A 12,634-nucleotide genomic window follows, 5' to 3' on the forward strand; every position below is an offset into this window, starting at 1 on the left:
GGGGCGGTGGTGTCATGAAGGCCATCTCGTGGCGACCGACCAAGACCGTCACCCCGGCTCCCGCCGAGTCCCAACAACGCGCACCGTATCGGTGCCCGCAAGAAAGAGGGTGCCCTAGTGACCGACCTGACCGCCGACGTGCTCGTCGCGGGCGGCGGCCCCGCCGGGGCGTGGGCCGCGATCAAGGCGGCGGAGGCGGGCGCGGACGTCGTCCTCGCCGACAAGGGGTACCTCGGGACGAGCGGCGCGACGGCGTCCGCGGGCACCGGGGTCTGGTACGTCGAGCCGGATCCGGAGGCCCGGGAGGCGGCCATGGCCGGCCGGGAGGGCCTCGGCGGGTACCTCGCCGACCGCGAGTGGATGGCGCGCGTCCTCGACCAGACGTACGCGAACATGAACGAGCTCGCCGAGATCTCCCGGTACCCGTTCCCGGTGGACGAGAACGGCCGGCAGATCAGGCGCGGCCTGCAGGGGCCGGAGTACATGCGGCGGATGCGGGTGCGGGTCCGCCGTGCGGGCGTGCGGGTCCTCGACCACAGCCCGGTCACCGAGCTGCTCGCGGACGGCGGCGGGGCCGTCGCCGGGGCCGCCGGCCACCACCTGCGCGACGACTGGCCCTTCCGGGTGCGAGCGGGCGCGGTCGTGCTCGCGACCGGCGGGTGCGCCTTCCTCAGCAAGGCGCTGGGCTGCGACGTCAACACCGGGGACGGTGCGCTGTTCGCGGCGGAGGCCGGGGCGGAGCTGTCGGGCATGGAGTTCTCCAACGCCTACGCGATCGCCCCTGCCTTCACCTCCGTGACCAAGACGGCGTTCTACTCGTTCGCCACCTTCTACCGCGCGGACAGGACCGTGCTGGAGGGGGCGGGCAGCCGCAAGGGCCGATCCGTGATCGCCCGGACGCTGCTCAGCGAGCCCGTCCTGTGCCGCATCGACCGAGCCACTCCCGAGGACCAGCGGACGATGCGCCTCGCGCAGGCGAACTTCTTCCTCCCGTTCGACCGGCAGGGCATCGATCCGTTCACGGACCTGTTCCCCGTCACGCTGCTCGCCGAGGGGACCGTGCGCGGCACCGGCGGCATCCGGCTCACCGGGCCCGACTGCGCCACCTCGGTGCCCGGCCTGTACGCGGCGGGGGACGCCGCCACCCGCGAGCTGATCTGCGGCGGCTTCACCGGCGGAGGCAGCCACAACGCCGCCTGGGCGATGTCGTCGGGCACCTGGGCCGGGCAGGGCGCCGCCCGGTATGCCGCCCGGCTGGGCGGGCGGGCCGCGGCGCGGGGCGTGCGCGCGCTCGGCGAGGCGGGCCTCCGGCCGGCCGGCCCGGCGACCGGCGGCCACGCCGACTACGTCGCCGCCGTCCAGGCCGAGGTGCTGCCCTACGAGAAGAACCTGCTGCGGCACGGCGACCGGCTCACACCGGCACTGGACGCCCTGGACCGGACGTGGCGCGAGCTGCGCGGCACGCTCCGCGAGGAGGGCGCTGGAGCCGTCCGGGCGCGGTCGGCCGCCGCGATGACGGCGCACGCGCGCTGGATGTACAGCGCCGCGCTCGCCCGCACCGAGACGCGGGGCATGCACAAGCGCCAGGACCTGCCCGACCAGGACCCGGCCCAGCACCGCAGGCTCGTCACCGGCGGCCTGGACGAGGTCTGGACCCGCCCAGAGACCGCGGCGCCGGCGGTGGCGTCATGATCGAGATCGTCTCGCGGGAGCGGTGCATCGCCTGCGACAAGTGCATCGCCGTGTGCCCGACGAACGTCTTCGACCGCGGCGCGGACGGCTTCCCGGTCATCGCCCGGCAGAGCGACTGCCAGACCTGCTTCATGTGCGAGGCGTACTGCCCGGTCGACGCGCTGTTCGTCGACCCGCACGCGCATCCGCTGCCCGAGCCCCCGGACGAGGCGGCGCTCGCCGCGGACGGGACGCTCGGCGCCTACCGCGCGCAGATCGGCTGGGGGCGGGGGCGCACCCCCGGCGCCAAGCTCGCGATCGGGCCGTCGCTGGACCGGGCGGGCCCGCGCCTCACCTCCTGAACCCACCCGTGAAGAACCCCTGAGCACCTCCCTGTGAAAGGCACCAACGTGAAACTCCCCCGACTACTGGCCGCCGGGCTGCTCGTCCTCACCGCGACGGCGTGCGCCTCGTCCGAGGCCGACACCGGCTCCGGGACGCTGCGCATCGGAGTGATCGGCTCGGGCGTCGGCAACAAGCTGACCCGCGCCGTCGGATTCCTGGAGCAGCGCGGCGAGCTGCTCCCGGAGCTGAAGGCCGCCGGGATCACCGAGATCAAGGTGGCGACGTTCCCGAACGGCCCCGACCTGAACCAGGCCCTCGCGGGCGGCTCGCTCGACATCGGCATGTACGGGGACACCCCGGCGCTCATCGGCCGCGTCCAGGGCCTGCCGATCCGGCTGCTGTCGCTCAACTCGATCCGCCTGGACGCCGCGGTCGTCGCCAGGAAGGACGGCGGGCCGGCGTCCCTCCAGGACCTGCGGGGCAAGCGGATCGGCGTCCAGACCGGCTCCTACATCCACCGTTACCTGCTCGGCGCGCTGGAGCAGGCCGGGGTGAAGCCCAAGGAGATCATCCACATGTACACGCCCGCGATCATCGCGGCGCTGGAGAAGAACTCGATCGACGCCGGCGGCCTGGTCTCCGCCGACCAGGTCGCGCAGGAGCAGAAGGGCTACCGGTCGATCGACGTCGCGTCCCGCGACCACCCGGACCTGCTCGGCACGTCCGTCACGGTCGTGACGGAGAAGTACCTGGCCGGGCACAAGGACATCGTCAGGGTGTGGCAGAAGGCCGAGGCCAAGGCCGCGCAGGTCTCCAAGGCCGACTGGACGAACTACACCGCGTACGTGGGCAAGACCGGCGGGTACGCCCCGGACATCTCGATCAAGACGACGCTGAAGGAGCAGCTGCCGGACGAGCCCTTCTCGGCTGAGGGGCTGAAGCTGCTCGAAGGGACCAAGGGCTTCCTCGTCCAGCAGGGGCTCATCAAGAAGGACTACACGCTCGATTCCTGGCTCGCGCCCGGGGCCCGGACATGACCGGGCTCGACACCGACGTCCTCGTCCTCGGCGGCGGGCCCGCCGGGGCGTGGGCGGCGCTCGCCGCGGCCCACGCCGGGGGCCGGGTCGTCCTCGCGGACAAGGGCCACTGCGGCACCGGCGGGCCGACCGCGTCGGGTGGCAACAACCTCTGGTACGTGCCGCCGGACGGTCCGGGCGGCGGTGAGGCGGCGCGGGCGCGCGCGGGCGACGAGCGGTATGAAGCGCATGCGGCGCCGCGGGCACAGGTCGGGGGTGACAATCCTCGACCACCATCCGGCGCTCGGCCTCGATCCCGGGCGCCGCGACGCCTACCCGCACGAGCTGTCCGGCGGCCAGCGCCAGCGCGTCGGTATCGCCCGCGCCCTTGCGCTCGGCCGCGCGGCTGCTGGTGTGCGACGAACCGGTCACCTCCCTGGACGTGTCCACGTAGGCCCAGGTGCTCGACCTGCTCGCCGGGCTGCGCGACGACCCTCGACCTCGCCGTCGTGCGGCAGGTGTGCGACCGCGTCGCGGTGATGCGCGACGGCCGGTTCGTCGAGCTGGCCGGTACGGACGAGATCTTCGATGGTCCGAGCCATCCGTACACGCGGGAGCTGCTCGACGCCGTTCCGGCCCTGGCGCCGCTCACCGCGTGACCACACGGGCTCGGCTGAGCGGGCCGGCCAGCCGACCAGTGGCGGCTCACGCCGCGAGAGGCGGTCAGGCGGACGAGCCGCTGATGTTGACCAGCCAGGAGATGCCGAAGCGGTCGGTGCACTGGCCGAACTCGTCCCCCCACATCTGCATCTCCAGCGGGACCGCCACGTTGCCTCCGTCGGACAGCTTCGCCCAGTACCCGCGCAGCGTGTCGGCGTCGTCGCCGCTCAGGCTGATGGCGATGTTGTCGCCGGGGTTGTACGGCATGCCGGGCGGGGTGTCCGCCCCCATGAGGGTGAAGCCCAGGTCGGACTGCAGCATGCCGTGCATGATCTTCTCGGCCTCGGGCGCGTTCGGGTCGCCGTACTCGCCGAAGGTGTGCATCGTCAGTTCGCCGCCGAGGACGTCCTGGTAGAACTCCATCGCCTCCCGGGCGTCGCCGTCGAAACTGATGTACGGATTGAGCTGCGAGGTCACCGAGCGCCTCCCCCCATCGAGAATGCCGGAACCGGCCTGCGCCTCGATCCTCACAACCCGGCTCCCCGCCGGGCAACCGGCATCTGGACTCGGCAGAGGCGAGCTTCGGCAAAGGAGTCCCCGGCGACGCCGCCCCAGCGCAAACATCGGGTCGGACGGTCGAACAGGTCGCCCGCGAAGTGTCCGGTAAATGTCCGGCCCCCTGTCACGATCGGCGCGACCGATTTCCGTGCCTTGCCAAAACTGCGGGCCGGGCCTTAAAGTCTCGGACGTGACAGATCCAAAATTGCCCCACTATCGGCTCCCTGTTGTGGGGCGGATTCCGGCGCCGGCAAAGCGGGCTCCGAGCACGAAATGGTTGATCATCTCCCTGGTCTTCGGCGGCTTTGGGATCCTGCTTGGTTATGCCACCGTCGCCGTGGGCTTCATGGCCCGCGAGGAATACCTGGTGACTCGGGGTGCGGCCGGAACGCCGGGCACCGTCACGATCACGGATAGGGTGAGCGGTTCCAAGGGAAAGGTGACCTGCTACGGCTCCTTCCGCCCGGATGCGGGTGGCCGGGCTGTTGATGTCGAGGTGCTGTCGGACGGAGCCTGCAAGCGCGGGAAGACCGCCAAAGCCCGCCTGAGCAACGAAAACGCGTACGTCGCCGGAGAACGCCAGAACGACTGGATGACGATATTCTTCCTGGGTCCATTTCTCGGGACGGGCACACTATTGTTCGCCGGCATCGGCGTCTTCGGCGTTCGGCACGAGCGGAAACTGCGGAAGCAGGCTCGGTCGGGGACGACGCCGAGCCTTCCGGAGAACGTGCCGCATCCCGGCGTCCCGCCTCGGCATCCTTGACTCGTATGTCGCCGCGGGCGGTCGCCTCGGCCCGCGCCGTCCTCGATCGAACTTCTCGGCTCCGGGCGGGATCGTAGGTGTTGATCAACGCTTTCGAGGATTCCGCCCGAGACGGAGGCCGTTCGTGGACTACTTCATCATCCTGATGATCGCGGCATGTGCCGTGTTCGCCGGGGGCATCGCCGCCGTGGTCACCCGCCGTGACCTGAAAGGGGTGAGCAGGGTCGGGGTTCCGCTGGGCAGCGCACTTCTCGTCGGCGCCAGCTGCCTCTTCGTGCCCTATCTCCCCGTCCTCGCATTCCTGGGCACCGTCGCGGCCTATCTGATATTGCGGCGGCTGACCTCGGCCCGGCTCGCGCTCGCGACCTCGGGAATCCTCCTGTTCGGCGGGTGCACGTTCTCGGTCCTCATCATGATGGCCGCCCTGGAGACCATGTGACGGTTCCTTGACCGCGGTGAGTCGGGACCTGCTGGTGGGTCCCGAGGGGGAGCCGGATCGTGACGCGGAGGCCGCCGGCCGGGCGGGGCGTGAGTTCGAGCGTTCCGGCGTGTGCCTGGACGATGCTGTTCACGATGGCCAGCCCCAGGCCGACACCGGCGTGCTCGCCGGTGCGCACTCGTTGCGTCCCGCGCTGGAAGGGCTCGGTGAGGGTCGGCAGCAGTTCCGCCGGGACGGGGTGGCCGGTGTTCTCGACCCGCAGCACGTTCGCGTCGGGTCGCGTCTCGGTGCGGACCTCGACGGTGCCGCCGGCGGGGAGGTTGTGGACGATGGCGTTCTGGACGAGGTTGGTCACCATCCGCGAGAGGAGCGCCGCCGAGCCGACGGTCCGCGCCGGCTCGCCGGTGACCTCCAGGGCGATCGTGCGCCGTTCGGCGAGGGGGAGCAGCGTCTCGGCGGCCTCCTCGGCGATGAGGGACAGGTCGACGGGCGCGCGGGCGAAGCCGCCGCGGTCGGCGCGGCTCAGCAGCAGGAGCGCCTCGGTGAGGTCGATCGCCCGCGTGTTGACGGCGCGGAGGCGTTCGATGAGTTCCCCGTGGTCTCGCGTGGAATCGTCGCGCGCGACCTCCAGGAGCGTCTGCGAGATGGCCAGCGGGGTGCGCAGTTCGTGGGAGGCGTTGGCGGCGAACCTCCGCTGCTCGGAGACGTGGGATTCGAGCTGCTGGAGCATGGTGTCGAACACGTCGGCGAGTTCGCGGAACTCGTCCCGGGGGCCTTCCAGGCGGATCCGGTGGGACAGCGATCCGCCGGCGGCCATCCGCGCCGCCTCGGTGATCCGGGTGAGCGGCGCGAGCATCCGCCCGGCGAGGAGCCACCCTCCCACCAGGCCGAACACCAGCAGGAACGCCATGGCCATGGTCGCGCGGGGGAGGAAGGCCCGCTGGAGGTCGGTGCGGTTGGGGATGAACGGCGGGGGCGGCCCGCTGGACCATTCGTCCTGCGGACCGGTCGGGAACGTGGTGTCGGGGGGCACGTAGCGCAGGAGGAACACCCAGACCACGGCGAGGAGCAGGGCGCCGGCGAGCATGAGGAATCCGGCGTAGCTGAGGGTGAGTTTGAGGCGGGTGCTGAGGCCCGGGCGCCTATCCATGATCATCGTCGGGGTCGGCGGGTCCGGTGTCGATGCGGTAGCCGACGCCGGGCACCGTGGCGATCAGCCAAGGCCGGCCGAGCCGTTTGCGCAGGGCGGAGACGGTGATGCGGACGGCGTTGGTGAAGGGGTCGGCGTTCGCGTCCCAGGCCCGTTCCAGCAGCTCCTCGGCGCTGACGACGCCGCCGTCGGCGGCGACGAGGACGTCGAGCACGGCGAACTGCTTGCGGGTGAGGGCGACGTAGCGGCCGTCGCGGAAGACCTCGCGCCGGAAGGGGTCCACCCGCAGGCCCGCGATCTCCCTGACCGGGGGCCGGGCGTGGCCCCGCCTGCGGTCCAGCGCCCGCAGCCGCAGCACCAGCTCCCGGAGCTCGAACGGCTTGGTGAGGTAGTCGTCGGCGCCCAGCTCGAACCCCGAGGCCTTGTCGTCGATCCGGTCGGCGGCGGTGAGCATGAGGATCGGCATGCCGCTGCCGGAGGCGACGATCCGCCGGGCGATCTCGTCGCCGGACGGGCCGGGGACGTCCCGGTCCAGGACCGCCAGGTCGTAGGAGTTGACGCGGAGCATTTCGAGGGCGCAGTCCCCGTCGCCCGCGATGTCCGCGGCGATCGCCTCCAGCCGCAGGCCGTCCCGGACGGCCTCGGCCAGGTACGGTTCGTCCTCCACGATCAGCACACGCATGCCAAAAGCCTAGGCAACCCGGCATATCGCCGGCATATGCAAACGGGGCACGGCGCCCTCGCGCGCTCGGTTCAGGGCCGTACCGGCGGCCCGTGCGCGGCGCCGCGAGGGAACAGCGGCGCCACGCCGCCCGGATGCGGCAGCCGGACGGGTTCGGCGGTGCGGTACTCGAAGTGCCACCACTCGTTGTCGTAGACGCGGTAGAGCCCGTAGCGCGCGCCGTGCCGCTCCAGCCATTGCGCGCCCTCGGTCGGCCGGACGTCGACCGCGAGCCCCCGCACGTGGCTGGACTCCTCCGGTGGCAGCACCCGGCGCCGGGCCGCGGACACCGACCCGGTGCGCCGCACCTCCGCGGCGAAGATCCGGCGCTGCTCCGCCGCGTCGCGATGGCCCGAGGTGAGCCCGATCAGCTGCCCGTCGCGCCAGAACGCCTCGGCCCGCGCGTGCGTGAACGCCGCCAGCGCCTCCGGTGCCAGCCCGCGGAGATCCTCGGCGGGGAAGCGCAGGCCGAGCGCCCACTGGCAGGCCAGGAAGCGGGCGCGGCCGGGTGCGCGGCAGAAGGCGATCGGCACCAGCAGCACCCCGATGAGCCTGGTCACGGTCGCCAGCAACGCCGGGCCGGCGGGCACGAGCCCGCGCATGCGGCGGGCCGGCGCCGAGGGTGATCCGCTGTGGTCCATGCCTCAACTGAAGGCGGGAGGCCGTTGCGGCGCCGTATGCGGTTTTCGATACGTCCGCGATATGCCGGCCGTGGTGGCGCCGAAGCGGACGCCGGCACCCGTGAGTCCGGGTGCCGGCGTCGGTGTGAGCTCGGTCGTGTGAGCTCGGGTCCGGGGTGCGGCGGTATCCGTTCAGGACGCGCGGCGGGAGCGGGCGGGCAGGCGGCCGGCGACCAGCGGAACGACGATCGCCGCGGCCACGAGGTGGGTGGCGATGAGGGTGAAGCGGGTGTCGATCGTCGCCGAGACGAGCAGGTCGGGCACGATCGACAGGGCGGTGAGGACACCGGTGACGGTCAGGAAGGCGCGCTTGGGCGAGGCGGCCCGGCGGCGCAGCAGGTAGGCCAGCCCCACGCCGATCGCGCTGAACAGCAGCGTCAGCTGGGTGAAGCCCAGCACCGGGATCGGTTCTCCCTCGATTTCCACGGGGACGCCCGCCGATCTCGCGACGGCGGCGATGGTCGTGGTGGCCACGGCGGCGGCGATGCAGGCGAGCACTCCGGTGCGCCACAGCGGGGCGTTGCGAGTGGTGGTGCCGTGCGCTGCCTGAGTCGCGGCGCGGAGCTGGGAGGTGGCGGGAACGGTGCTCTGCTGGACGGTCATGGTCGCTCTCCTTCGGCTAAGTGAGTCGACAATTGAGACCGCGGGCCCGCCCGATACTCATCGCTCTCCGGGGAAATTTGTTGAAATCGCCGCTGACCAGCGCGGCGGTCGGACGAGGCACAGGACAAGACCGAAGACCGTCCCATTCCGTCTGATTCCGTCCGACCGTGGTCTGAACAGCCCGGACACATGTTCGATGGTCGTGATGATTACCGGCGGGGACCGGGCGCGGAGCGGGCGGCGACCGGGCACGGGCCCAAGGCGAGGCTGAGGGGTGCGAGTCGTTGAGCATGGCCGAACGAGCGTCGATCGCCTTTCTCCCGAACCCCGGCGACGAACCGTCTGTGGGCGTGCTCGTGCGCTGGTGGCGGGAGAGGGCGCTGCTGACGCAGGAGCAGCTGGCCGAACGCACCGGCCTGAACGTCCGGACGATCCGCAGGCTGGAAAGCCGGGAACTGCAGAAACCCCGGCCCACGTCGATCATGCTTTTGGCGGAGGCGCTGGGCCTGAACAGCGAAGAGCGGGCCATTCTGGTCGCCGGTGTTCGAGGCCCGGTCGACTTCCCGGCGGGCGGTGAAACGGTGGTTCCGCGGCAACTCCCCGCCAGGGTGGACGTCTGCGAGGGGCGCTCGCACGAGCTGCTCGCTCTGGAACGGGGCGGCGATCCCGGCGTGCCGTTCATGGTCTCGATCGAGGGGATGCCCGGAGTGGGCAAGTCGGCGCTCGCCGTCCACGCGGCCCACCGGCTCACGCCCCGGTTCCCGGACGGCCAGCTGTACCTGGACCTGCACGGCCACCGCCGGGAGACCGCGCCGGTCGAACCGGGCGCCGTCCTCACCCGCCTGCTCGGCGCCCTCGGCGTCCCCGCCGGCCGCGTCCCGGAGCATCTCGACGACCGCGCCGCCCTGTACCGCAGCGTCCTGGCCGGCCGCAGGGTGCTGATCCTCCTGGACGACGCCGCCGGGGAGGAGCAGGTCCGCCCGCTGCTTCCGGCGGGTGCGGGCTGCCGGCTGATCATCACCAGCCGGCGCCGCCTGGTCGGCCTGGACGGCGTCCGGACCGTCCCGCTCGACGTGCTCGCGGCGGACGAGGCGGTCGCCCTGTTCACCCGCACCGCCGGGCCGTCGCGCGTGAAGGACGTCCCGGCAGCGGTGCTCGGCGACATCGTCGAACGGTGCGGGCTGCTCCCGCTCGCCGTCCGCATCGCCGCCGTCCGGCTCCGCACGCACCCCGCCTGGACCGCGCGTGACCTGCTGGACCGGCTGAACGACGACCGGGCGGGGGAGTTGCGGGCCGGGTCGCACAGTGTCGCCGCCGCCCTCGACCTGTCCTGCCGGCGGCTTCCGGCCGACCAGCGGTCCGCCTACCAGGTGCTGGGCGCGCAGCTCACCACCGACTTCGGTGTGCACGCCGCCGCCGCCCTGCTGGAGGCGCCGGTGGCGCGGACGCGATGGCTGCTGGACCGGCTGCTGGACGCCCATCTCCTCCAGGAGCCCACACCCGACCGCTTCCGCTTCCACACCCTGGTGCGCGAGCACGCCCGCCGGACCGCCCAGGGTCTCAGCGCGCCTTGAGGAGATCGTTGACGATCTCCTCGCCCCGGACGCCGAGAACGCTGAGCAGGGAGTCGGCGATGCCGTGGGTGGCCTCGTTGACTCCCTGAAGGTGGCAGGTCGCCGTCGCGGACGGGGGCAGCGCCATCCGGTAGTACCGGTCCACGGCGACCGGACCGCCCGACACGGCCTCGGCCATCCGGCGGACGAGCGGCGGCATGTCACCGCGGAAACCGGTGCCCAGCAGTACCAGGTCGCAGGGCAGGCCGCTCTCGCCGCCCGTGCGCCGGTCCGCGAGGGTCAGCAGCACGCCGGTGCCGTCCGTCCCGGCCCGGACGACGTCGGTCATCGGCAGGATCCGCATCCGGTTCGAACCGGTGAGGCGCAACCGGTAGAGCTCCTCGTAGAGCGCGTCCAGCAGGTCCGGGTCGAGCGCGCCGTAGTTGGTGCCGCGCATCTCGGCGAGCGTCCGCGCGCGGAAGCCGGGGGCGCCGGCGTGGAAGTCGCCGGTGAAGGACGGGTAGTACAGCTCGTTCGCGAACCTGCTGTGCTCGTAGGATTTCAGGCCGATCGACCTGGTCGCCATCACGCACTCCGCCCGCGGGAAGCGCCGGTAGGTATCCCAGAGCATCTCCGCGGCGCTCTGCGCGCCGCCGACCACGACGAAACGGTGCGCCGCGTCCGGGTCGAGACGGTCGACGTGCTCCTGGAAGCGGCTGCTGTGGACGACGCGTCCGGCGGGCAGCGAACGGAACACGTCCGGGACGCGGGGCTCGCGGCCCACGCCGACGACCAGGTGCCGGCACGTGACGGCCGTCCCGTCCGCGAACCCGGCGCGCCAGCCGTCGAGCGAGCCGTCGTCCCACACCGGCTCGACGGCGACGACGCGGCGGCCGTACCCGATGCGCACCGCCGCCAGGGAACCGGCGACCCAGCGCAGGTAGTCGGACACCTCCGTCCGGTACGGCTGGAACGTGCCGAGGTTGACGAACTGGTCCAGGCGGCCGACCGCGTGCAGGTAATTGAGGAAGGTGAACTCGCTGCGCGGGTTGCGCAGGGTCACCAGGTCCTTGAGGAACGACACTTGGCTGCGGGCCCAGGGCAGCAGCATCCCGCGCTGCCACGCCACCGAGTCGTGCTGCTCGACGAGGAGCGTCCGCGCCGCCAGATCCGGTGCGAGTTCTTCCAGCGCGACGGCGAGGGCCAGGTTGGACGGTCCCGCGCCGATCCCCAGCACCTCGACGTCCCACCGGTTCACTCGGCTGCCCCTTCCACGTGCAGGTGGTGCGCGCGGTCGGCGGCCTCCAGCCGGGCCGCGCACTGGTCGACGTCGTCCGCGGTGACGATCGCGTAACCGGCCCGCGCGAAGTGCAGCCGACCTGCCTCGGGCCGCAGCTCGTCGCCCGCGCCGACGAGCCACGTCACCTGGTGCAGGCCCGCCGGGCGGGCGGTCATACCGCGCCCGGTCACCCGCCCGGCGGAGTCGGAATAGAAGAACCGGATCCCCGCGACGCCGTCCCGCGGCGCGGACAGGTCGGGTTCGGCGCCGGCCGCGATGTCCGCCGAGGCCGTCGGCAGGTCCAGGCCGGAGGCGACCTGCGCGACCAGCGGGATGACGTCGCCGCCGAGCCGGCCGTTCACCTCGACGACCTTCGGGCCGGAGGCGGTGAGCCGCACCTCGGTGTGGGTGACGGTCGAGCGGATGCCGAGCGCCCGGTGCGCCGCGACGACGATGTCGCGGACGCGCGCTGGATCCGGGGCCACCGCCTCGGCCGGCGCCGTGATGTGGCCGATCTCCTCGAAGTAGGGCGCGTGCCCGAGCAGCTTCCGGGCGAAGATCACCGGTTCGGGACGGTCCTCGCGCACGGCGCAGTCGACGCTGATCTCCGGTCCGTCGAGGTACTCCTCGACGAGGATGCCGGGGCGGAAGCGCCACGGTTCGGGGAAGGCGTTCGCCTCCGCGGTGCGCACCGCGTCCTCCAGCTCGGCCGGGCCGGTGACGAGGGAGACGCCGAACCCGGCGGTGAGCGCCCGGGGCTTGACGACGACCGGGTAGCCGATCTCGGCCGCGGCCCGCTTCGCCTCGTCCGGCGACGCGGCGAGGACGCCGCGGGCGACCGGGACCCCGGCGGCCCGCATCGCCTCCCGCGCCGCGTACTTGTCCCGGCAGCGGGCCGCGGCCTCGGGCGGGCACTGCGGGAGGTCGAGCGCGGCGCCGATCCTCGCCACCAGTTCCACGCACGCCTCGTGGTAGGTGACGACGCCCGCCACCGGATGCCGCCGGGCGGCCTCGGCCGCGGCCGCCAGGATCTTCTCGTCCTCGCCCGCGCCGACGGGCAGATGGTCGATGACGTACGGCCGTTCCCACGTCGGCGTCTGCGGCGAGAGCAGCACCAGCGCGTACTTCCGGGAGATCCGCTCCAGGATGTAGCCGCGGTACTCACCGCGGCCGCCGCCGACCACGATCAACAC

The 12,634-nt window shown here is 72.5% G+C and carries 14 protein-coding genes and 1 pseudogene; 8 read left to right on the forward strand and 7 right to left on the reverse strand.

All coding sequences use genetic code 11. The features are described from left to right. The first annotated feature begins 117 nt into the window (after positions 1-117). The 5 genes and pseudogenes from ABGB11_RS35625 (at position 118) to ABGB11_RS35645 (ending at position 3,691) form a co-directional block, all read left to right on the forward strand. Positions 118-1,692, forward strand: coding sequence for an FAD-binding protein (locus ABGB11_RS35625; protein ID WP_347639891.1), 1,575 nt, complete (start codon positions 118-120; stop codon positions 1,690-1,692). Beyond that, entirely contained in the window at positions 1,689-2,033 is a 345-nt protein-coding gene (locus ABGB11_RS35630; RefSeq protein WP_347639892.1) for a ferredoxin family protein, read from the forward strand. The genes ABGB11_RS35625 and ABGB11_RS35630 overlap by 4 nt, the downstream gene beginning before the upstream one ends. Positions 2,034-2,081: 48 nt before the next feature. Then, positions 2,082-3,053 carry an ABC transporter substrate-binding protein gene (locus ABGB11_RS35635; RefSeq protein ID WP_347639893.1) on the forward strand — a complete coding sequence of 324 codons (972 nt, stop codon included), beginning with the start codon at positions 2,082-2,084 and terminating at the stop codon, positions 3,051-3,053. Then, positions 3,050-3,184: pseudogene (locus ABGB11_RS35640) on the forward strand (FAD-dependent oxidoreductase); the annotation flags it as partial. The gene ABGB11_RS35635 and the pseudogene ABGB11_RS35640, both read left to right, overlap by 4 nt. A gap of 357 nt (positions 3,185-3,541) precedes the next feature. Further along, on the forward strand, positions 3,542-3,691 hold the full coding sequence (locus ABGB11_RS35645) for a hypothetical protein (RefSeq protein WP_347640001.1): 150 nt from the start codon (positions 3,542-3,544) through the stop codon (positions 3,689-3,691). A 64-nt stretch (positions 3,692-3,755) separates the two neighbouring features. Here ABGB11_RS35645 and ABGB11_RS35650 read toward each other — a convergent pair whose 3' ends face one another. Then, a complete protein-coding gene (locus ABGB11_RS35650) occupies positions 3,756-4,169 on the reverse strand; it encodes a VOC family protein (protein ID WP_347639894.1) in 414 nt (137 codons plus the stop codon). A 358-nt stretch (positions 4,170-4,527) separates the two neighbouring features. On the opposite strand from ABGB11_RS35650, the gene ABGB11_RS35655 reads away from it, so the two are divergent. Together ABGB11_RS35655 and ABGB11_RS35660 are read left to right on the forward strand one after the other, a co-directional pair. Then, the gene (locus ABGB11_RS35655; protein ID WP_347639895.1) at positions 4,528-5,016 is read left to right on the forward strand and encodes a hypothetical protein; all 489 of its coding nucleotides are present in this window, start codon (positions 4,528-4,530) and stop codon (positions 5,014-5,016) included. A 124-nt stretch (positions 5,017-5,140) separates the two neighbouring features. Beyond that, positions 5,141-5,455: a hypothetical protein gene (locus ABGB11_RS35660; protein ID WP_347639896.1), complete on the forward strand. Its 315-nt coding sequence runs from the start codon at positions 5,141-5,143 to the stop codon at positions 5,453-5,455. On the opposite strand, the gene ABGB11_RS35665 is transcribed toward ABGB11_RS35660, so the two are convergent. From ABGB11_RS35665 to ABGB11_RS35680, 4 genes are all read right to left on the reverse strand, one after another. After that, positions 5,427-6,605 carry a HAMP domain-containing sensor histidine kinase gene (locus tag ABGB11_RS35665; RefSeq protein WP_347639897.1) on the reverse strand — a complete coding sequence of 393 codons (1,179 nt, stop codon included), beginning with the start codon at positions 6,603-6,605 and terminating at the stop codon, positions 5,427-5,429. The genes ABGB11_RS35660 and ABGB11_RS35665 overlap by 29 nt on opposite strands. Continuing rightward, positions 6,598-7,287 carry a response regulator transcription factor gene (locus ABGB11_RS35670; RefSeq protein WP_347639898.1) on the reverse strand — a complete coding sequence of 230 codons (690 nt, stop codon included), beginning with the start codon at positions 7,285-7,287 and terminating at the stop codon, positions 6,598-6,600. The genes ABGB11_RS35665 and ABGB11_RS35670 overlap by 8 nt, the downstream gene beginning before the upstream one ends. 71 nt (positions 7,288-7,358) lie before the next feature. Next, a complete protein-coding gene (locus ABGB11_RS35675) occupies positions 7,359-7,967 on the reverse strand; it encodes a M15 family metallopeptidase (RefSeq protein WP_347639899.1) in 609 nt (202 codons plus the stop codon). Between the two features lie 171 nt (positions 7,968-8,138). After that, positions 8,139-8,609: a DUF6069 family protein gene (locus tag ABGB11_RS35680; protein WP_347639900.1), complete on the reverse strand. Its 471-nt coding sequence runs from the start codon at positions 8,607-8,609 to the stop codon at positions 8,139-8,141. 290 nt (positions 8,610-8,899) lie between these two features. Between ABGB11_RS35680 and ABGB11_RS35685 the strand changes: the two genes are divergently transcribed. After that, on the forward strand, positions 8,900-10,183 hold the full coding sequence (locus ABGB11_RS35685; RefSeq protein WP_347639901.1) for an NB-ARC domain-containing protein: 1,284 nt from the start codon (positions 8,900-8,902) through the stop codon (positions 10,181-10,183). Here the strand turns inward: ABGB11_RS35685 and ABGB11_RS35690 are convergent. Both ABGB11_RS35690 and ABGB11_RS35695 read right to left on the reverse strand, forming a co-directional pair. After that, entirely contained in the window at positions 10,170-11,420 is a 1,251-nt protein-coding gene (locus ABGB11_RS35690; RefSeq protein ID WP_347639902.1) for a SidA/IucD/PvdA family monooxygenase, read from the reverse strand. The genes ABGB11_RS35685 and ABGB11_RS35690 overlap by 14 nt on opposite strands. Further along, positions 11,417-12,634 carry an ATP-grasp domain-containing protein gene (locus ABGB11_RS35695; protein WP_347639903.1) on the reverse strand — a complete coding sequence of 406 codons (1,218 nt, stop codon included), beginning with the start codon at positions 12,632-12,634 and terminating at the stop codon, positions 11,417-11,419. Before ABGB11_RS35695 ends, ABGB11_RS35690 begins: the two co-directional genes overlap by 4 nt.

It is taken from the genome of Actinomadura sp. B10D3 (genome assembly GCF_039871695.1).
Taxonomy (GTDB): Bacteria; Actinomycetota; Actinomycetes; order Streptosporangiales; family Streptosporangiaceae; genus Spirillospora; species Spirillospora madurae.